The sequence below is a fragment of the Bosea beijingensis genome, from assembly GCF_030758975.1.
Taxonomy (GTDB): domain Bacteria; phylum Pseudomonadota; class Alphaproteobacteria; order Rhizobiales; family Beijerinckiaceae; genus Allobosea; species Allobosea beijingensis.
In genome coordinates this window covers 1214888-1234603 of sequence record NZ_CP132359.1, presented here as the reverse complement: position 1 = coordinate 1234603, position 19716 = coordinate 1214888, and the positions used below count along the sequence as shown (strand labels likewise).

Sequence of the window (19716 nt, the reverse complement as noted above, 5' to 3'; positions counted from 1 at the left end):
CAACGCCGCGTATAGAGGCGCCTTCTCGTCACACGGTCCCGTGTCTGCGGAGCATCGCTTTGCGCTGCACCGCGCACGGGATGACAGCGCTGCTCTACAGCCTGTCCCAGTTCACGCTGATGTTCAGCTTCTGAAAGGCCTGCTTCCAGAGCCCCGCTGCCTGTTCGAGCCGCGCAGCGTCGTACACGCCCTGGACCTGATGCACGCTCAGCTCCCAGCTTGAAGCGCCCAAATCCTGCCAGACCTTGCCGAGCAGGCGCCGCAGGCGCTCCGGATCGCGTGCGCCGGCCGCATTGCCGAACATCGTGAACTGGTTTGAGTTCTGCAGCATGTCGGAGACGAGCAGGATCTTGCGGTCTCCGGTCGGCACGCGGTTCTCGCGGCGTGACGCGACATCGCCGATCGCCTCGACGATCGGCGACTGGTTGCCCTTGCCGGGCTGGGTCAGCACGGTCAGCGCCTCGTCGAGCGGCCGGCCGAATTTCTCGACCCATTTGACGTATTCGCGCCGCGGATTGCCGATCAGTTCGCTCGCTGTCTTGCCGGGATTGCAGAGCGAGACGAGCGAGGGGAAACCCGGCTCGAATACGTCGTTGAACACGTAGATCGACAGCATCCGGTCAGTCGGCAATTCGTCACCGACCTGCTTGACCAGCGCCTTCAGGCGCTTCGCCTGAACCTCGCTCCATGGGTCGCTCTTGTCGACGAGGATGAGAGTATGCCCGACGGGTCCGGTTTTCGGGCACAGCGTCTCCTGGTCGCGCGGCGGGCCGCGCAGCAGGGAAGGCGCCGCGAAGAAGCCGACAAGGCCAAGTCCGGCGAGCACGGAGGCGACGATCGCCCAGTTCTCGGTCTTCATCCGTCAGCCTTTAGCGCTTCATTGCGGCGAAATCCTCGGCCGCCTGCTTCTGCGCCGCTTCGTCCTGCTCGAAGGCCTCACGCCCGGCTTGAGCGGCGCGCAGCTTCACCTGCTCGATTTCGCCGGCAAGGTCGATGCCGCGCAGCAGCACCAGCCGGTCCCGGAGCTTGGCTTCGATCAGGGCCGGCATGCTGGTAAGCTGCTGCTCGAAATCATCGATCTGGCGGCGTGCCGCGACATACTCCGGCAGCTCCGCCGGCTGGTCGATCTCGGCGAGATTGAGCGACTGGGTGAAATAGGCCGGGGCAAGATCGGTGCGCACCCGGAGATTGGCCTCGCGATACTGCATCATCGCAGCGTCCTTGGCGGCGCGCAGTTGTCCCAGCCGCGAGAGATAGAGATCGCGCGCCTTTTCGGCTGCCGCCTTCACGCCCTGCAGCTTGCCGAGCTCGTCGCGGCAATCCTCGCGGAAGCCATCGACCTGGGTGCGGATCGCCTCCAGCTCGGGCAGCAATTCGGCGTCGAGCCGGCGGCGTTCCTCCTCGACCGCACTCCAGCGCTGGCGCCAGCGCTTATAGGCGGTGGCGTGGCCGGGATAGGTGCCGAAGGCGGTATAGCCCTTGCTCGCCGAGACGAAGGCGACGAGGCAGCCGATGATGACCAGCGCGACTGACTTGATGTCGTAGATCGCGAAGGGGTTCTCCATCATGCGCGGCATCACCTGGAAGGAGCGCGCGTCCGGATTGGCGATCAGCATCTCCCGGTAATGCCCGACCGCGAGATTGAAGAGCACGATCAGCCCGATCATCCCGGCATAGGCTGGCAGCGCCCAGAACAGGTGAGAGCTCTTCACATGCTGGCAGTAGCGCGCCGGGCCAACGCCCATGAAGAAGCCGAGCGCAACGTTGAGCGCCGAGATGATCACGGCAGTGGCAGCACCGCCGACGAGCCCGAAATCGCTGGCTTCGGCGAAGAAGTTGCCGTTGAGCAGGCTCTCGATCACCAATGGCACGACCAGGAAGAACAGGATGAACTGCCACTTGTCGAGCTTGGGATCGGCCCGGCGCTTGTTCTCGTAATTGAAGAAGGCGTATTCGCGCTTGGCCCGGAGCGCATCGTAGACGCGCTGTTCCAATTCGCCGCCATGCTTGCTCAGCATCGCGCGCATCGTCGCCTCGACGCCGCGCACGCGGCCCTCGAAGCGCTGCTGCGTGAACAGTTCGCGCCGGCTGACGATCTCCGCCTGGATGGCGTTGAGGCTCGCCGCCGCCTCCTGCCGCAGCGTCGCGAAATGCTCGCGCGCCCGGGCGATCAGGGTCTGCTCCGTCTGGGAGAGCATGGTCGCATGGGCGGGCGGCTGGTTCTCGACGGCATCGCTCGCGCCGTGATGCCCAGCCTTGACCGACTCGGCGAGATGATGGGCCGTCGGAGCAGGCGTCATACGCACGACCCGCGAGGTTGCGCCGTCGTCATTCGCCATGGGCGGCTCGCATCAGGAAATGGCGGGCCTCGACGATATCGGCCCAGAAATCGCGGAAACCGGGATAGGCGGGACGCAGATAGGCACGCTTGAACCAAAGCGTCAGCACAACGAGCCCGCAGAGGCCGAGGGTCGGCAGGATCGCCCCCGCAAGAGCTGGAATTCCCTCTGCAGCCAGGTACGACACCATCAACGCCAGCCCGAGCGCGCTGGCGATCGCCAGCAAGGCCAGGACGCAATGGCGGCCGGTATCGTAGGCGAGCTGCAGGGCCGCGGTCATGATGGTGATCGCGAAGGCTGCGCAGAGTTCGAGCACCGCAATCCCCGCCACGATAGCCGCGATACCGGCCATGATCCCGGTCGGAGAGGCCGGCGAGAGCACGAGGAAGACGCTGCGCGCCGAGGACCAGCCCAGGAACAGGCAGAACAGCAGCGTCGCGAGAAGCAGCATGGCGAGGAGGGGCAGGGTTTGCCGCAGCTTCGCAGCCATGATGGCGAGCCGCGCCGCATGGGTCTGCCTCACGGCACCATCGATCGCGCTCGCGGCCGCCTTGATCCGGCGGGCCATCGCCTTGAACTGTGACCGCATGCAACTCCACCCGTCGGCCCGGACGGTGACCGCATTCGGCCGAAGGGTCAAGCGAAGGGCAGGCGTCCCGGTAGGCTCAACCGCCGGTGACGCTCATGTGCCGGCCGACGGCCGGGCCGTTATGGCGGCGGTCGATGATGAAGTCGTGCCCCTTCGGCTTCCGCGCGATCGCCTCGTCCATGGCGCGGAAGAGCAGGGCGTCGTCCTGCGAGGCCCGGACCGGCGCGCGCAGGTCGGCGGCGTCCTCCTGACCGAGGCACATATAGAGCGTGCCGGTGCAGGTCAGGCGCACGCGGTTGCAGCTTTCGCAGAAATTATGGGTCAGCGGCGTGATGAAGCCGACGAGCCCGCCAGTCTCCTTGACGCGGACATAGCGCGCCGGTCCGCCGGTCCGATAGGGGTCGTCGACGAGCGTATACTTGTCCATCAGGCGCCCGCGCACCACCGAGAGCGGCAGGTACTGGTCGACGCGGCCGACCTCGATCTCGCCCATCGGCATGACCTCGATCAGGGTCAGGTCCATGCCGAGCCCGTGCGACCACAGCATCAGGTGCTCGATCTCGTCGTCGTTGACACCCTTCAGCGCGACCGCATTGATCTTGACCCGCATCCCGGCCTTGCGCGCCGCCTCGATGCCGTTGAGCACGACCTTCAGGTCGCCCCGGCGGGTGATCTCGCGGAACTTGTCGGGGTCGAGCGTGTCGATCGAGACATTGATGCGGCGCACGCCATAGCCGGCGAGCTCGTCGGCATAGCGATGCAGCAGCGAGCCGTTGGTGGTCAGCGTCAGTTCGTCCAGCGCGCCGGAGGTCAGATGGCGGGAGAGCGAGCGGAACAGGCTCATGATGTCGCGGCGCACCAGCGGCTCGCCGCCGGTCAGGCGCAGTTTGCGGGTGCCGCGCGCGACGAAGGCGCTGGCGATCCGGTCGAGTTCTTCCAGCGTCAGCAGTTCCTTGCGCGGCAGGAACTTCATGTCCTCTGACATGCAATAGACGCAGCGGAAATCGCAGCGATCCGTCACCGAGATGCGCAGATAGGAAATCTTGCGGCCGAACGGGTCGACCAAAGGCGACCGCGTCAGCGGCTTCATGTCGTCGAGCAGCACGTCTGCCTCACGTTCCCGCATTGTGGAGCGGCCGGTCCGCGCAGGATGCGGGCGCGCCTTCACATTGCTATAGCATGACATTGGCACTGCTTTGGCGAAGGTCAAGCGCCTGCCGGTCACCGCCTGCGAAGGACGAATACCGCCCATGTCATCCTGGCCGACCGAACTGCGCCTCTCCAAGGACCGCCGGACGCTGCACGTCGTCTTCGACGACGGCGCGAGCTTCGCGCTGCCAGCCGAGCTTTTGCGCGTCGAAAGCCCCTCGGCCGAGGTCCAGGGCCATCATCCCAGCCAGAAAACCATCGTGCCCGGCAAGGCCGCGGTCGAGATCCTCCGGATCGAGCCGGTCGGCCACTACGCCGTCAGGCTCGGCTTCGACGACATGCACGAAACCGGCATTTACGCCTGGGACTATCTGCGCGAGCTCGGCGAGCAGGGCGAGGAGAAGATGCGCGCCTATGTCGCGGCGCTGGCCGAGAAGGGCTTGTCGCGCGAGCGGAAGCGCTAGGCCACAACGAAAAAGGCCGGCATTTCCGCCGGCCTCTTCATCGATTGAAGCGGTCGCTCAGCGCGCGACGACGACGCGGGTGCCGACCTTGGCGCGCTCGTAGAGGTCGATGACGTCGTCGTTGAGCATGCGGATGCAGCCCGAGGACACCGCCTGGCCGATCGTCTCCGGCTCGTTCGAGCCGTGGATGCGGTACAGGGTCGAGCCGAGATAGAGCGCGCGCGCGCCCATCGGATTGTCCGGGCCGCCCGGCATGAAGCGCGGCAGGTCGGGGCGGCGCTTGAGCATCTGGGCCGGCGGTGTCCAGGTCGGCCATTCCTGCTTGCGGGAGATGGTCTGCGTGCCGGCCCAGTCGAAGCCGGGGCGGCCGACGCCGACGCCGTAGCGCACCGCCTTGCCGTCGGGCATCACGAAATAAAGGCGGCGTTCGGTCGAGTCGATCACGATGGTGCCGGGCCGCTGCTTCGTCGGATAGTCGACGATCTCGCGCGGAATGGCGGTCGCCTGCGCCTTGGTCGGGTCCACGTACTGGACGAGCGGCTGGCGGGTCAGAGGGTCGATTTCGGCTCGGGCGGCGGAGCCCAGGGCGAGCAGGCCAAGGCCAGCGAGCAAGGCCAGGCGAGTGGAGCGGGTCATCGGAGGAACCTCGGGCGGGTCGGGACGGCTGGTCGCGAAAATGACGCAGAAAAGTCAACGTCTCCTCAACGTCCTGTCAGCTTCCCCACAGCCGTGCAATCGTGCCGCAATCACATCGCCGGGAGCGATCGAGCTTTGCCGTGCTGCGTTGCGTGCATGCAACATCGGCCGCTGGCCGTCAGCTCCTCAGCACGACGCAGGCGCCGCGATCGGCCTGGATGCGTCGGCACAGCGCGACCGCCTCGGCGCGTGTCGCGGCCGGTAGTCGTACCCGGTAGAAGGCGCGTGTGCCGCGGCTGCGCAGACGTGTCCCGATCACCATCGGCGGCAGCGCTCCGATGATGGCGCGGTGGCGGGCGCCGGCCCTCTGGAAGGTGGCGAGCGCCCGCGCCTTCGAAAAATTGCCGGCAAGCTGCACGCCCCAGGGCGCGAAGGGCGCCTCCGCGATCGCGGGAAGGGCAGGGCGGGATTGCCGGATCGCGACCAGCGTCGGCGCGCAGCTCGCCTGTGCATCCTTGTCGCCGGTTGCCGGCGGCATCGGCGGCGAGCGTCCGTCGCCATTGGCGCGGTCGACCGCTTCCTCGGCCCAGTCCTCGGCGGTCCGGCCGGTGATGGCGAACACATAATTCTCGGTCTCGCTCGGCAGGAAGCGTGCCTGCCCGGCCTTGCGCGCGGCAAGCCAGCCCGCGACGCGGTTGGGTCCGCCATTATAGGCTGCCGCCGCGAGGCCCCAGTTGCCGAAGCGGTCGCGCAGTTCGCTGAGAAAATGCGCCGCCTTGGGTACCGCCTGCTCGGGATCGAACGGATCGACGAGGCCGCGCTCGCGCGCCGTGCCGGGCATGAACTGGGCGACGCCCTGCGCCCCGGCCGGGCTGGTGACGTTCGCGCGGAAGCTCGATTCCTGGAAGATCAGCCGGGTCAGGAAGGCGGCGGGCACGCCTTGCGCCTTCGCTGCATCGTCGATCAGGCGGCACAGCGCATCCTGGATGCCGGACGATGCCGGCAGCGGCTCCTCCGCGGCCTGCGCCGGGCAGATCAGCAGCGCGAAGGCGACGAGCAGCGCAGGCAGGCTGCGCGAAGCCTGGATCGAACGGCGGAGGCGGCGTGGTCGCATCGGCCTTCTCTGCCATGTTCGGTTGCCTGGGGCCATGTGGCGCGCCTTTCGCGTTGTGGCGAGGTGGCGGCCTGTGCGAAGAGGACGCCGCGCAGGCGCCCGTTCACCGGGGCAGCCGCGCTTCGGTTCGACGGAGCGGAAGGCCGGAATGGCGAGAGCCTGGATTCAGTGGTCGCGATGGTTCCTGGCGGCGGCGGCGGTCGCCGGCCTCCTGCTCTTCGCCTTCGTCGCGCTGCTCGATCCCTTTGGCATGCGAGTCCATGCCGGGCAGGCGCCGCGGCCGATCATGGATATCAACCAGCGCTTCATGTATCCGCAGCTCGTCCGCTCCGGCCGTTTCGATGCGGCGGTGGTCGGTACCTCTACGATGCGCCTGCTCGATCCGGAGGTTCTCTCGCGCGGCCTCGATGCCCGCTTCGTCAATCTCGCGATGAATGCGGCGACGCCCTGGGAGCAGGTGCAGATGGCGCAGCTCTTTCGCGAGCATGTCCGCGCGCCGAAGCGCCTGATCTGGGGCATCGATACGACCTGGTGCGAGGCCGATGCGACCGACGAGGGCAAGCGCCTGACGCCGCGGCCGGTGCCGGCCTGGCTCTCCCGCGAGGTCGGCTGGAGCGACTGGCCGAAGCTGCTCAACCTGACCAATCTGGAGATCGCCGGCCGGCTGTTGGCCTACCGGCTCGGCTGGTCGCGCGAGCGCATCCGCGGAGATGGCTACGAGGTCTTCACCCCACCGGAGGCGAGCTACGACCTCGCCCGGGCGCGCTGGCACATCTACGCGGGCCAAGGCGGTGCGGTCACCGACCTTGGGGCCTTGTCGCCACCGGCCGCCGTTGCGCCGGCCGAGAGCGCAGCCTGGCGTTTCCCGGCCCTGTCATGGCTGGAGGAGAGCATCGCCGCTTTCCCCAAGACGACGCAGGTCATGCTGGTGCTGCCGCCCGCCCATCTCGCCGCCTATCCGCGCGAGGGCTCGGCCGGCTGGCAGCGTTATGCCCGCTGCAAGGCCGATATCGCCGCTCTGGCCCGCCGCCACGGCGCAGTGGTCGTCGACTACGCCCGTGCCTCGCCGATCACGACGCAGGACGGCAATTACTGGGATCCGCTGCATTTCCGGCTGCCGATCGCGGCCCGCTTCGGCGAGGAACTCGCGCGCATCGGCAAGGGTGACGCGCCGTTGGTCGATGGGGCGGCGATCATTCTGCCCTGACGGCTGCGCCTTCTCGCGGCAAGAGATGCCGCCGGCGGGCCTTTTGCGCTCTCGGGGTTCGGCCGGTATTGGAGCAGAACGGCAGCGGGCCGATGTCCAGGCCACGTTCCTTTCGACACGAGATCGCAGCACAGGACCGAAACCGATCATGCCGAAGCTCTGCAAATTCACTTCGCCGGCCGATGGAAAGCCCGTCTACGTCAATCCTGAGCAGGTGGCCGTGGTCTATCAGTTCAAAGGCCAGCCGGCGGACACGATCATCGCATTCGGGAAAGACTTCCTGCTCGGCGTCAAGGAGAGTGTCGACGAGGTCGTGGCGGCCTTGGATCGGGCAAGGCTGGACAAGGCCGAGTAGGGCCGCGGGACCAGGCACAACTCGGCCAAGGCGCCGCTACGCTCAGGAGATATCGGAAAATCCGGAAAAATGGTGGGCGATACAGGGATCGAACCTGTGACCCCTCCCGTGTGAAGGGAGTGCTCTACCGCTGAGCTAATCGCCCGGACCCGGCCTCTCCTAGTCGGCGCGCCTCATGCCGTCAAGGACGTCCGGGGAGGAGATTTGAGCACGCGGCCGACAGCCCCGTGCAACTCGTCGAAATGCTGGATCACCAGATCGGGCTCCAGCGTCTCGATCGGCACGTCGGTATAGCCGAAGGGCACGCAGATCGTCGGGATGCCGGCGGCGCGCGCGGTCGCGATATCCGTGCGGGAATCGCCGATCATCACGGCCCGTGTCGGATCGGCCTTCGCCGCCGCGATCGTCAGGGTGAGGTGGCGCGGATCGGGCTTGAAATAGGGAAAGCTGTCGCGCCCGGCGACGGCCGCGAAGCGGCCGGCGATGCCGAAATGAGCGAGCATCAGGTTCGTGTGCAGGACCGGCTTGTTGGTGCAGACGGCGAGCGCATAGCCTTCGCCCGCCAGCGCATCGAGCGCGCCGAGCACGCCGTCGAAGAGATGGCTGCTTCCTGCCGTGTCCTGTGCATAGATATCCATGAACTCCAGGAAGAGCCGCTCCAGTGTTTCCGGATCGAGCGGCCGGCCGGAGACCTTGAAGCCGCGCTCGATCAGGACGCGCACGCCCGCGCCGACGAGTTCGCGCGCCCGCTCCAGCGGCAGCGTCGCCAGTCCCTCGCGCACCAGGATCAGGTTGAGGACCCGCATGATGTCCGGCGCGGTCTCGGCGAGCGTTCCGTCGAGATCGAAGACGACGATCGGGGGCAGACTCATGGTCGGAACCTTCGGAGTGATTCGGTCGGGCGCGATTCGGTTAGAGGTCGTTGCGGCCGGGCTGGCAAGCCCCGTTCGGCCACCTCCCCAAATTTGCCGCGCGAGATGGTATCGTGTGCGCGATTCGTCGCGCGGCCGGCGGCAGGGAAGATCATCATGTCGAATTTCACGGGAAGACGGGCTGGAATCGCAGGGCTGATGCTCGGTGCGGGGCTTGCGATGACGAGTGCGGCGCCGGCATGGGCCGCACCTTTCGAATTCGCACCCGCGCCGCAGAACGATCTCAACCGCGTCTATCGGATCGACAAGGCGACCGGCGAGGTCGGCGCCTGCCAGTTCCAGTTGAAGGAGGGCGGCGTCGGCCTGACCGTCTGCTTCCCCTCGGGCGAGGGAGCTGGCCCCCAGACACCGAGCGATTACGGCCTGATGCCGTCGCGCCACGAGAAGGAGGGCGGCATCTTCCGGGTCAATATCCGCACCGGCGAGATGAGCATCTGCTACGTCTTCGACGACAAGACGGTGTGTACGCCCCAGACGAAATGACGTCCGGACGCTTCGGCGCGCTGGACACGCACGGCCCTACGGGGCAGGAGAGCGCCGTCGTCCGGCCCGGGCGGCGGGCGTTTTCCACAACCTGAGCCGGACGAACCATCATGAATGCCGACGACCTGAAGAAGCAGGCTGCCGCCCGCGCGCTGGAGCTCGTGCAGCCGGGCATGCGTCTCGGTCTCGGCACCGGCTCGACCGCGAAGCATTTCGTCGACCTGCTCGGTGTGAAAGTCGCCGCCGGTTTCGAGGTGCTCTGCGTCTCGACCTCCGAGGCCACGCAGGCCCAGGCCGTCTCGCTGGGTATTCCGATGTCGACGCTCGACGAGACGCCGGAGCTCGATCTCACCGTCGACGGTGCCGACGAGGTCGATCCGCAACTGCGCCTGATCAAGGGCGGCGGCGCGGCTCTGCTGCGCGAAAAGATCGTCGCGGCGGCCTCTGCCCGCATGATCGTGATCGCCGATGACGGCAAGCTGGTGCAGACGCTCGGCCGCTTCCCGCTGCCGATCGAGGTCGTGCCCTTCGGGCTGGAGGCGACGCGCCGTGCCGTGGCCGCGGCCATCGCCGCATCGGGAGCCGAGGGCAAACTGACGCTGCGCCAGAAGCCGGACGGCGCGACCCTCGTCACCGATGGCGGGCATTACATCCTCGACGCGCATCTCGGCGCGATCGAGCGCCCGGAATTGCTGGCGCAGGCCCTGAACATTGTCCCCGGCGTCGTCGAGCACGGCCTGTTCATCGGCCTTGCCTCCGGCGCGATCCTGGCGGGTGCCGATGGCCTCAAGCTCCTCGGCAGGATCGAATGATTCCATTCCGGCGCGATCCACGCTAAGGAACGCGCCACAATGACCGGTCCGTCGTTGTCGGTGGCGCAATCGCGCGCTCCGGCGATGGTTCGCTGATAAAAGGGGTTTCAACGCATGATCCGTCGTTTTCTCGCCCAGGCTGCCCTAGGTTTGGCGCTTGTCTGCGCAGCTCCCGCCTTCGCCCAGGCGCCGGCGCTGACGCCGAGCCATCTCCAGGTGGCGCGCGAGGTCGCGGAACTGACCGGCATCACGCAGACCTTCTCGGGCATCTTCAACGAGTTCGAGAAGAACGTGCAGGAACTCCTCGCGACCCGGCCGGAGATGAAGAAGGACTCGGATGCCGTCGTCGCCGCGCTGAAGCCGGAAGCCGACAAGCGCATCGACGAGATGACCAAGACCGCGGCCGAGGTCTTCGCCCGGAAGATGAACGAGGCGGATCTCAAGGAGGTCGCCGGCTTTTTCAAGTCTCCGGTCGGACAGCGCTACAATGCGATGCGGCGCGAGGCGATGGACGACCTTTTCAGCGTCCTGCAGCCCTGGACCTTGCAGACCAGCCAGTATCTGTTCGACCGCTTTTCGCAGGAGATGCGCAAGCGCGGCCACTCGCTGTGATCAGGCGGCGTAACGGCGCTTCAAGACATCAAAGGCCGGCGAGCGATCGCCGGCCTTTTTTCTTGCGGTCGATCAGTTCACCGGCCCGCGACCGCCGATATCCTCCATCAGCGGGTCGCTCGCGGCGGTGCCGGTCTTGCGGTTGACGATGACCGTGACCACCCAGAGCAGCACGCCGACGCCGATCAGAACGCCGGCAATCGTGTACTGGACCGAGGCGCGCCCCGTCCATGGCCCGGCCAGGAAGGCGCAGGAGATCGCGCCGATGATCGGCAGGAAGGTCGGCGTGCGGAAATGCTGATGGTCGACCGTGTCCTTGCGCAGCACCAGCACGGCGACATTGACCACTGTGAAGACGCAGAGCAGCAATAGCGCCGTCGTGCCTCCCAGCGCCGGCACCTCGCCGACGAAGGTGATCAGCGCGAAGGCGAGCAGGCTGGTGAAGCCGATCGCGACATAGGGGGTGCGGCGCGTCGCATGGACCTTGCCCAGGATCGGCGGCAGCACATGCTCGCGGCTCATGCCGTAGACCAGCCGGCTTGCCATCAGCATGTTGATCAGCGCGCTGTTCGCGACGGCGAACATGGTGATGAAGCCGAAGATCCAGATCGGGAAGTTCGGCGCGCCGGCCTGCACCACCTTGAGCAATGGCGTCTCGCCCTCGCCGAGCTGCTCGGGCGGGACGAGCGTGATCGACGAGATCGAGACCAGCACATAGATCACGCCGGTAATGGCGAGGCCGGCGAGCAGGATTTTGGGGAAGATGCGGCTCGGGTCCTTGGTCTCCTCGGCCATGTTGACCGAGTCCTCGAAGCCGACCATGGCGAAGAAGGCCAGCGTCGTCGCCGCGATGACCGGCCAGAACACGCCGCCATCGGCCGTGGTCTTGAACTGCATGACGCGCGAGACGTCGCCCTGTCCGGCGGCGATCGCCATCATGCCGATGGTGATGATGATCAGAAGGCCAGTGAGCTCGACGCAGGTCAGCACGACATTGGCCTTCACGCTCTCGCCGACGCCGCGCAGGTTCACGATCGCGACGATCGCCATGAAGCCGAGGCCGATCAGCGTGATGCCCCAGCCGCCGGAGAGGCCGAGCCCGAATGCGTTGGACATGTTGGCCGCGAAGGCACGCGAGGCGGTCGAGGCCGAGGTTATCCCTGAACACATCACCGCGAAGGCGACGATGAAGGTGATGAAATGGATGCCGAAGGCTTTGTGCGTGTAGAGCGCGGCGCCGGCGGCCTGCGGATATTTCGTGACGAGTTCGAGATAGCTGAAGGCCGTCACCATCGCGACGGCGAAGGCCACCAGGAAGGGCAGCCAGACGACGCCGCCGACCTGGTTCGCGACCTGGCCGGTCAGCGCGTAGATGCCCGTTCCCAGGATGTCGCCGACGATGAAGAGAAGCAGCAGCCAAGGGCCCATGACACGGTGCAGGCTGGGTTCTGCGGCGGCTGGCTGACCGGTGCCGGCCTGCCCGCCTAGCGTGGTATCGCTCATCGATAGTCTCCCTCTGCCGCGACACCGCTGAGGATGCCGGCACCGGGACAACACGTTTCCGCCGCAATTGTTCACCCGTCGGCCTGCTCTGTTCATCGGCCTGCCGCGCTCTGGCGTCATGCCGAAACCGACGCTATGGCCGAGCGACTGAATTGAACTGGCGGAGCCGGCGACATGACCCGTGATCTCGTCCTCGTGACAGGAGGCTCCGGCTTCCTCGCGGGGCATTGCATCCTGACGCTGCTCGCGGCCGGCTACGATGTCCGCACGACGCTGCGCGATCCGGCGCGTGAGACGCCTCTCAGGGAGGCGCTCCGGGCTGCGGGGATGGATGCCGGAGACCGGCTGCAGGTCGCGGTCGCAGATCTGATGCGCGACGAGGGCTGGGCGGAGGCGGCCGCCGGCTGCACCAACGTCCTGCATGTCGCGTCGCCGGTCGCCGCGGCCGAGCCGAAGGAAGAGAACGAGCTGATCCGCCCGGCGCGGGAGGGCACGCTGCGCGTGTTGCGCGCCGCGCACCGGGCCGGGGTGAGGCGTGCCGTCCTGACCTCCTCTTTCGCCGCGATCGGCTATGGCCGCTCGGTGAAGCGCCCCTATGACGAGCGCGACTGGTCGAACGCGGCTGCGCCGGGGCTCGCCGCCTATCCGAAGTCGAAGACGCTGGCCGAGCGCGCCGCCTGGGATTTCGTCGATGGCGAAGGGCAGGGGCTGGAGCTCGCGGTGGTCAACCCCGTCGGCATCTTCGGCCCGCTGGTCGGGGCGGACCTCTCGCCCTCGATCCTGCTGGTCAAGACCATGCTGGATGGCCGGCTCTGGGCGGTGCCGCGGCTGATGTTCGGTGTCGTCGACGTGCGCGATGTCGCCGACCTGCATCTGCGCGCCATGACCGATGCGGCAGCGGCCGGCGAGCGCTTCCTCGCCACGGCCGGCGACTTCATGACGATGCAGGCGATCGCCCAGGCTCTGAAGGACGGGCTTGGCGAGAATGCGGAGCGGGTTTCGACCCGCGTGCTGCCGGACTGGCTGGTGCGCTTCGCCGCGCGCTTCAGCGCGACCGCGCGTCAGGCGGCGACGGCCGAACTCGGCCGCGGCAAGACTGCGACGAGCGCCAAGGCACAGGCCATGCTGGGCTGGCAGCCGCGCCCGGCGGCAGAGGCTCTCGTCGCCACCGGCGAGAGCCTCATCCGGCTTGGCCTGGTCAGTCCTCGGAAGCCTTGAACTTGTTCAGCCCATTCATCACGAAGGGTGCCACCAGCGCTATGAAGGCGATGCCGAGCAGTGTCGCCGAGATCGGGTTCTCCAGCAGGATCATCGGATCGCCCAGGCTGATCTGCAGCGCGCGGCGCAGTTGCTGTTCCGCCATCGGCCCGAGGATCAGGCCGACCACCATCGGCGCGACCGGATAATCGTAGCGGCGCATCAGGTAGCCGAGGAAGCCGAACAGGAAGAGCATGGTCAGCTCGACCGGCGAGCCGTTGACCGCGAGCGTGCCCATCGTCGCGAAGACGAGGATGCCGGCATAGAGCCAGGGCTGCGGGATCGCGAGCAGGCGGACCCAGAGGCCGATCAGCGGCAGGTTCAGAATCACCAGCATGACGTTGGCGATGAACAGCGAGGCGATCAGGCCCCAGACCAGGTCCGGCTTCTCGGCGAAGAGCAGCGGGCCGGGGTTGAGCCCGTATTGCTGGAAGCCGGCAAGCATGATCGCCGCCGTCGCCGAGGTCGGCAGGCCGAGCGTCAGGAGCGGGACCAGCGTGCCGGCGGCCGAGGCGTTGTTCGCCGCTTCCGGCCCGGCGACGCCCTCGATCGCGCCCTTGCCGAACTCGTCCGGGTATTTGCAGAGCTTGCGCTCGGTCGAATAGCTCAGGAAGGTCGGCACCTCGGCGCCGCCGGCAGGCAGGGCGCCGATCGGGAAGCCGAAGGCGGTGCCGCGCAGCCAGGGCGCCCAGGAGCGCTTCCAGTCCTCCTTGGTCATCCAGAGCGAGCCCTTGATCGGGATGATCTCCTCGGGGTCGCGGGCGCGCTTGGAGGCGACGTAGAAGGCCTCGCCCACCGCGAACAGGCCGACGGCCAGCGTGGTGACCTCGATGCCGTTGAGCAGTTCGGGCACGCCGAAGGTCAGGCGCGCCTGGCCGGTCAGCTTGTCGATGCCGACGAGCCCGAGCGTGATGCCTAGGAACAGGCTGGTGAGCCCGCGCAGGGGCGAGTCGCCGAAGGTCGCGGAGACCGTGACGAAGGCGACGATCATCAGCGCGAAATAATCCCAGGGCCCGAACTTCACGGCGAGTTCGACCAGCAGGGGCGCGAGGAACGCAAGGCCGATCGTCGCGATCAGGCCGGCGACGAAGGAGCCGATCGCCGAGGTCGCGAGCGCCGGGCCGCCGCGCCCGGCCTTGGCCATCTTCGAGCCTTCGAGCGCAGTGGCGAGCGAGGCGCTTTCGCCCGGGGCGTTCAGCAGGATCGCGGTGGTCGAGCCGCCATACATGCCGCCATAGTAGATGCCGGCGAACATGATCAGCGAGCCGGCCGGATCGAGCTTGAACGTCACCGGCAGCAGCAGCGCGACCGTCAGTGCCGGGCCGATGCCGGGCAGCACGCCGACGGCGGTGCCGAGGAACACGCCGATCAGGCAGAACATCAGCTTGGAGGGTTCGAGCGCGACGCCGAAGCCGGAGAGCAGGGAGAGCAGGGTATCCATGGCGGGGCTCTCCTCAGAGGAACAGGCGCTCGAGCGGGCCCGACGGCAGGATCAGCGTCAGGACCTTGGCGAAGACGAGGAAGATGATCAGGCCGAGCACGAAGCCGATCACGGCGTCCACGGCCAGTGCTTGCCGGCCCATGCCGCGCGCGGTGCAGGCAAAGACCACGGCGATCGCGATGACGAAACCGCCGCCGAGCCCGATGCAGGCGATCAGGAAGACCAGCCCCCCGGCGATCCAGAGCAGCGCCTTGTTGTCGGCGTCCTCCGGCTGCGGCAGGCCTTCGCGGAAGGCGACGACGAAATGCGCCAGCCCGAGGATGACGAGGCCGGCTGCCACGACATAGGGCATGGCGGTCGGGCCGACGCCATAGGTCGAGGTGATCGTCTGCTGCGAGGCGTCATAGCCGACGAGGGCGGCGGCGATCAGCAGCAGGACGCCTACCACGAGGGCCGGCTTGTTGGCGCCTTGGGTGCGCGTGTCGTTGGTCATGGCGTTCCCGCAGTGATGGCCGGCGTCGTTCTTGGCGCTTCTGGCGGTTGGAAAAGGGGCCGGTCGCCCGGCCCCTCCTGATTCTGGCGTCGCTGTCGGCTTACTTCACCAGGCCGACATCGACCATGACCTTGGAGACACGATCGATCTCGCCCTTCAGGAAGGTGTCGAACGCGGCGCCAGCGAGGAAGGAATCATCCCAGCCGCGGGCCTTCAGGATTTCCTGCCATTCCTTCGACTTGACCATTTTCTCGACCGTGTCGGTCAGGGCCTTGGTCTGCTCGGCCGAGAGGCCGGGAGGGGCGACGACCGAACGCCAGTTCAGGAGCTCGAGATCGATGCCCTGCTCCTGCAGCGTCGGTGCATCCGGCGCGTTCTCAAGGCGCTTGGACGAGGACACCGCGAGCACGCGCAGCTTGCCGGCCTTGATCTGGCCTTCGAACTCGCCATAGCCGGAGACGCCGGCGGTGACGCGCCCGCCGAGCATGGCAGCCAGAGCCTCGCCGCCGCCCGAGAACGGGATGTAGTTGATCTTCTTGGCGTCGGCGCCGACCGCCTTGGCGAACAGCGCGGCGAGGATATGGTCCGTGCCGCCGGCCGAGCCGCCCGCCCAGGTCACCTTGGCCGGGTCGGCCTTCAGGCGCTCGGCCAGGTCCTTGGCGGTCTTGAGCGGCGATTCCGTAGGCACGACGATGACCTCGGCCTCTGCGGTGAGGCGCGCGATCGGCGTGACCTGGGTCAGGTTGACCGGCGACTTGTTGAGCAGGATCGCGCCGACCATGACGAAGCCGTTGACCATCAACTGATCGCCGGCGCCCTTGGCGCCGATCAACTGGGCGAGGCCGATGGTGCCGCCCGCGCCGGTGACGTTGTTGACCTGCACGCTCTTGACGATGCCGGCGGCCGTCAGCGCCTGCTGCATCGAGCGGGCCGTGCCGTCCCAGCCGCCGCCCGGCGCCGCGGGCGCCATGATCTTCAATTCGTTGACCTGGGCGAAGGCGGCGGTGGAGAGGGCAGCCAGCGCCACCGCCGTCAGGGCCGTGCGCTTCAGGATGGATGTCAGCATGAATTCCTCCGCTTGCGGGCTTTGGCCCAAGGTTTCCTGGGCGGTCCGCCTGTGGCACCTTGCCGCTCCGGTCGTCAATTGCGCCAGATTGCATAATCGGAAGTCAAGAATTTTCGGCGGAGCTGCGCGTTGGCGGCAGAATCTACACCTTTTCTCCTACGACTATGGAGCTCGTGCGCGACAACGCGCTGGCGGCGTTTCCTGGGATCGCGTAAGCGCAAGCCATGAGCCAGACGCGTCTTGCCGATCGCCAGGAAACCGTGCCGGACGGCGGGCCGTTGCCGTCGCGCCTGATCGGCATCGGCGTCGCGCTGATGGTGCTGATGCCGATGGCGATGTGGCTCGCGAACCGCTCGTCGACGCTTGTGCTCGGGCTGGCGGTGATCCCCTTCGTTGCCGCGGCCATCGCATCGGGCGGGGCGGGCGCTTTCGCCGGGCGTATCGGGCGCCTTGTCGCGACGCCGCTTGGGCTGGCCCTGGCCGCCTTCCTCGCCTGGGCGCTCATATCGACGCTATGGAGCCACAGGCCGCTCGCCTCCCTGCGAGCCTGGGGCGAGCTCACGCTGCCGGTCGTCTTCGCCCTCGCCATCACCGCTTCCGGCCGGTTCAGGCCGCAGCCTGCCTGGCTGCGGGCGCTCGCCCTCGCGATCATCCTCGCCTGCCTGCTGGCGATGGTCGAGCTCGCGTCCGGGCTGTCGCAGCGGGCTGCGCTCGGCGTCGGCAAGCTGATGGGCTTCGTCTTCAACCGCCCCGCGATCACGGCGCTCGTGCTGGCCGTGCCGACGATCCACGGATTGTGGAACCTGCCGGGCACGCGCCGGTCCGATCGCATCCTGGCGATCGTTCTCGCCCTTGCCGTGGCCGTGCTGGCCCTGCGCTCGGAAAGCGCCTCGGCCCGGCTCGGTGTCGCCGTCTGCGCCGTCTGCTGGGGGCTGTCGGCCCTCTGGCCGCGCCTGACGCTGACGGCCGCGGGTTGCGCCTTCCTGCTTGCCATGATGGTGGCGCCCGTTCTCGGTATCGCCGCGCAGAACTGGCTGCCGTCGCTGATCCTGAACCGGTTCGCCGTAATGACCGGCCAGGCTCGTATCGATATCTGGCAGAGCTTCGGCGAGGTCGCGCGGGCACGGCCGATCGTCGGCGCGGGCTTCGGGACCTCGGCCACCATGCAGGATCATCCGGTCGCGGCTGAGGTTGCTCCCGCGCATCGCCCGCTCCTCGCGGCGAGCCATCCGCACGATATGCCGCTGCAGGCCTGGGCCGAGACCGGGGCGGTGGGAGCGGGCATTCTCATCGTGGTGGGCCTTCTGTTGCTGGCGCGTCTGCGCCACCTGCCGGCACGGGAGATGGCACCGCGCCTGGCGCTGTTCGCCGGCACCTTCGCGATCGCCGTCGTCGGACATGGCGCCTGGCAGGGCTGGTGGGTTGCCGTTCTGGGGGGCGCAATCCTCTGGTTCGGTCCGGGCAAGGCATTGCCCCAAGGAGAAGACCATGGCTGATTTCGACGTCGATCTCTTCGTCATCGGTGCTGGTTCCGGCGGCACGCGTGCGGCGCGCATAGCGGCCGGCCACGGCGCCCGCGTCATGATCGCCGAGGAGGACCGCATCGGCGGCACCTGCGTGATCCGCGGCTGCGTGCCCAAGAAGCTCTTCGTCTATGCCAGCCGCTTCGCCGAGGATTTCGAGGATGCGGCCGGCTTCGGCTGGACCTTGCCCCAGGCGCCGGTCTTCGACTGGCCGACATTGCGCGACGCCGTTGCCAACGAGGTCACCCGCCTGTCGGGCCTCTATCGCAAGGGACTCGAAGGGGCGAAGGTCCAGATTCGCGAGGAACGCGCTGTCGTCGAGGGGCCGCATCAGGTCCGGCTGGCGAAGAGCGGGGAGGTGATCCGCGCCCGCCATATCCTGGTCGCGACCGGCGGCTGGCCGTCCTTCGATCCGCCGATCCCCGGCGGCGAACTCGGCATCTCCTCGAACGAGATCTTCCACCTGCCGGCGCTGCCGAAGCGCCTGCTCGTGGTCGGCGGCGGCTATATCGCGCTCGAATTCGCCAGCCTCTTCGCCCGGCTCGGCGTCGCGGTGACCGTGCTGCACCGGGGCGACAACATCCTGCGCGGCTTCGATGAGGATATCCGCAACCGCCTGCGCGATGCGCTTGTCCATGCCGGCATCACATTGCGGCTCGGCTGCACCATCGATCGGATGGAGGAGCTGGCCGACGGCACCCGCCGCGCCCATTGCGCCAAGGGCGAGCCGATCGATGCCGATGTCGTTCTCGTCGCCACCGGCCGCCGGCCGAACACCAAGGGGCTCGGCCTTGAGCAGGCCGGCGTCGCGATGGGCCCGCTCGGCGAGATCAAGGTCGATGCGGCGTCAGTCAGCAGCGTGCCTTCGATCCATGCCGTCGGTGACGTGACCAACCGGGTCAACCTGACGCCGGTCGCGATCCGCGAGGGCCATGCCTTCGCCGACTCGACCTTCGGCAATCGCAACTGGACGGTCGACCACGCCACCATCGCCTCGGCCGTCTTCACGACGCCGGAGGTCGGCACGGTCGGCCTGACGGAGGCGCAGGCCGTGGCTGCGGGACACAAGGTCACCGTCTTCGAAACCGGCTTCCGCCCGATGAAGGCAACGATCTCGGGCCGGCAGGAGCGCATCTACATGAAACTCGTCGTCGACGCGCAGTCGGACAAGGTGCTCGGCGTGCATATCCTCGGGCATGATGCCGGCGAGATCGTCCAGGCGGTCGGGATCGCCGTGACGATGGGCGCGACCAAGGCCGATTTCGACCGCACCGTCGCGCTGCACCCGAGCGCGGCCGAGGAACTGGTGACGATGCGGACGCCGCGGGCGGGCTGAAGCTGAAGCAGCGAAACCACCCTTGTCATTCCGGGGCGCGCCACAGGCGCGAACCCGGAACCCACGATCGGGTGATACATTTCGTGCCCGGTTGCCGACTGCTCACCCGGTCGTGGGTTCCGGGTTCTTCGCTGCGCGAAGCCCCGGAATGACAAAGGTCGTGCGTTGAATCGCCCTGTGAAGCGCTTGAATCAGAATGCCAGGCCGTTGATTCAGCATGGCAACGGCGCTCGCTATCCCGTTGCGCGGAATCATCTTTCCCGATGCATGCGCTGAACGGCCGGGCCGCCCGCTACCGGGGCTTCCCTCGGAAGGTGGCCATTCCCACATCATCGGTGTATAGCCGCCCCTTCGCGCTACCAAGAGGTTAACGATGCGCGATCTCACAGTCAGGAGCACGTAGTC

Annotated in this window: 20 protein-coding genes and 1 tRNA gene; 9 read left to right on the top strand and 12 right to left on the bottom strand. The window is 67.5% G+C overall.

Features of this window, described 5'->3' with window-relative positions:
• Positions 1-94: 94 nt before the first annotated feature.
• The 4 genes from Q9235_RS06035 to moaA form a co-directional block, all read right to left on the bottom strand.
• On the bottom strand, positions 95-859 hold the full coding sequence (locus Q9235_RS06035; protein WP_306225919.1) for a hypothetical protein: 765 nt from the start codon (positions 857-859) through the stop codon (positions 95-97).
• 10 nt (positions 860-869) lie between these two features.
• Positions 870-2339 carry a hypothetical protein gene (locus Q9235_RS06030; protein WP_306225918.1) on the bottom strand — a complete coding sequence of 490 codons (1470 nt, stop codon included), beginning with the start codon at positions 2337-2339 and terminating at the stop codon, positions 870-872.
• The gene (locus Q9235_RS06025) at positions 2329-2928 is read right to left on the bottom strand and encodes a hypothetical protein (protein WP_306225917.1); all 600 of its coding nucleotides are present in this window, start codon (positions 2926-2928) and stop codon (positions 2329-2331) included. Before Q9235_RS06025 ends, Q9235_RS06030 begins: the two co-directional genes overlap by 11 nt.
• Positions 2929-3004: 76 nt before the next feature.
• Positions 3005-4018 (bottom strand): GTP 3',8-cyclase MoaA, encoded by a 1014-nt coding sequence (moaA, locus tag Q9235_RS06020; protein ID WP_306228131.1) that lies wholly within the window; start codon positions 4016-4018, stop codon positions 3005-3007.
• Positions 4019-4178: 160 nt separating this feature from the next.
• On the opposite strand from moaA, the gene Q9235_RS06015 reads away from it, so the two are divergent.
• Complete coding sequence (locus Q9235_RS06015; protein ID WP_306225916.1) at positions 4179-4541, top strand: gamma-butyrobetaine hydroxylase family protein; 363 nt, start codon at positions 4179-4181, stop codon at positions 4539-4541.
• 57 nt (positions 4542-4598) lie between these two features.
• Here Q9235_RS06015 and Q9235_RS06010 read toward each other — a convergent pair whose 3' ends face one another.
• Both Q9235_RS06010 and Q9235_RS06005 read right to left on the bottom strand, forming a co-directional pair.
• Entirely contained in the window at positions 4599-5177 is a 579-nt protein-coding gene (locus Q9235_RS06010) for a L,D-transpeptidase (protein WP_306225915.1), read from the bottom strand.
• A 178-nt stretch (positions 5178-5355) separates the two neighbouring features.
• The gene (locus Q9235_RS06005) at positions 5356-6291 is read right to left on the bottom strand and encodes a lytic transglycosylase domain-containing protein (RefSeq protein ID WP_306225914.1); all 936 of its coding nucleotides are present in this window, start codon (positions 6289-6291) and stop codon (positions 5356-5358) included.
• 148 nt (positions 6292-6439) lie between these two features.
• Between Q9235_RS06005 and Q9235_RS06000 the strand changes: the two genes are divergently transcribed.
• Positions 6440-7498 (top strand): hypothetical protein, encoded by a 1059-nt coding sequence (locus tag Q9235_RS06000; protein WP_306225913.1) that lies wholly within the window; start codon positions 6440-6442, stop codon positions 7496-7498.
• 148 nt (positions 7499-7646) lie between these two features.
• Positions 7647-7853, top strand: a complete 207-nt coding sequence (locus Q9235_RS05995; RefSeq protein WP_306225912.1) for a hypothetical protein — start codon at positions 7647-7649, stop codon at positions 7851-7853.
• 70 nt (positions 7854-7923) lie between these two features.
• On the opposite strand, the gene Q9235_RS05990 is transcribed toward Q9235_RS05995, so the two are convergent.
• Positions 7924-7998 (bottom strand) — tRNA-Val (locus Q9235_RS05990).
• A 28-nt stretch (positions 7999-8026) separates the two neighbouring features.
• Entirely contained in the window at positions 8027-8725 is a 699-nt protein-coding gene (locus Q9235_RS05985; protein ID WP_306225911.1) for an HAD family hydrolase, read from the bottom strand.
• A gap of 156 nt (positions 8726-8881) precedes the next feature.
• Between Q9235_RS05985 and Q9235_RS05980 the strand changes: the two genes are divergently transcribed.
• The 3 genes from Q9235_RS05980 (at position 8882) to Q9235_RS05970 (ending at position 10692) form a co-directional block, all read left to right on the top strand.
• Positions 8882-9268 (top strand): hypothetical protein, encoded by a 387-nt coding sequence (locus Q9235_RS05980; RefSeq protein WP_422678279.1) that lies wholly within the window; start codon positions 8882-8884, stop codon positions 9266-9268.
• 110 nt (positions 9269-9378) lie between these two features.
• A complete protein-coding gene (gene rpiA, locus Q9235_RS05975) occupies positions 9379-10080 on the top strand; it encodes a ribose-5-phosphate isomerase RpiA (RefSeq protein WP_306225910.1) in 702 nt (233 codons plus the stop codon).
• A gap of 114 nt (positions 10081-10194) precedes the next feature.
• Positions 10195-10692 (top strand): DUF2059 domain-containing protein, encoded by a 498-nt coding sequence (locus Q9235_RS05970; RefSeq protein WP_306225909.1) that lies wholly within the window; start codon positions 10195-10197, stop codon positions 10690-10692.
• Positions 10693-10764: 72 nt separating this feature from the next.
• Here the strand turns inward: Q9235_RS05970 and Q9235_RS05965 are convergent, their stop codons facing one another.
• Positions 10765-12195 carry an APC family permease gene (locus Q9235_RS05965; protein WP_306225908.1) on the bottom strand — a complete coding sequence of 477 codons (1431 nt, stop codon included), beginning with the start codon at positions 12193-12195 and terminating at the stop codon, positions 10765-10767.
• A gap of 174 nt (positions 12196-12369) precedes the next feature.
• On the opposite strand from Q9235_RS05965, the gene Q9235_RS05960 reads away from it, so the two are divergent.
• Positions 12370-13413: an SDR family oxidoreductase gene (locus Q9235_RS05960; protein WP_306225907.1), complete on the top strand. Its 1044-nt coding sequence runs from the start codon at positions 12370-12372 to the stop codon at positions 13411-13413.
• On the opposite strand, the gene Q9235_RS05955 is transcribed toward Q9235_RS05960, so the two are convergent.
• The 3 genes from Q9235_RS05955 to Q9235_RS05945 form a co-directional block, all read right to left on the bottom strand.
• Entirely contained in the window at positions 13394-14893 is a 1500-nt protein-coding gene (locus Q9235_RS05955; protein WP_306225906.1) for a tripartite tricarboxylate transporter permease, read from the bottom strand. The genes Q9235_RS05960 and Q9235_RS05955 overlap by 20 nt on opposite strands.
• Positions 14894-14906: 13 nt before the next feature.
• A complete protein-coding gene (locus Q9235_RS05950; protein WP_306225905.1) occupies positions 14907-15386 on the bottom strand; it encodes a tripartite tricarboxylate transporter TctB family protein in 480 nt (159 codons plus the stop codon).
• Positions 15387-15486: 100 nt separating this feature from the next.
• Entirely contained in the window at positions 15487-16452 is a 966-nt protein-coding gene (locus Q9235_RS05945; RefSeq protein WP_306225904.1) for a Bug family tripartite tricarboxylate transporter substrate binding protein, read from the bottom strand.
• Between the two features lie 224 nt (positions 16453-16676).
• Here Q9235_RS05945 and Q9235_RS05940 point away from each other — a divergent pair, with 224 nt between their 5' ends.
• Both Q9235_RS05940 and gor read left to right on the top strand, forming a co-directional pair.
• Positions 16677-17948: an O-antigen ligase family protein gene (locus tag Q9235_RS05940; protein WP_306225903.1), complete on the top strand. Its 1272-nt coding sequence runs from the start codon at positions 16677-16679 to the stop codon at positions 17946-17948.
• Complete coding sequence (gene gor, locus Q9235_RS05935; RefSeq protein WP_306225902.1) at positions 17941-19311, top strand: glutathione-disulfide reductase; 1371 nt, start codon at positions 17941-17943, stop codon at positions 19309-19311. Before Q9235_RS05940 ends, gor begins: the two co-directional genes overlap by 8 nt.
• Positions 19312-19716: the final 405 nt, after the last annotated feature.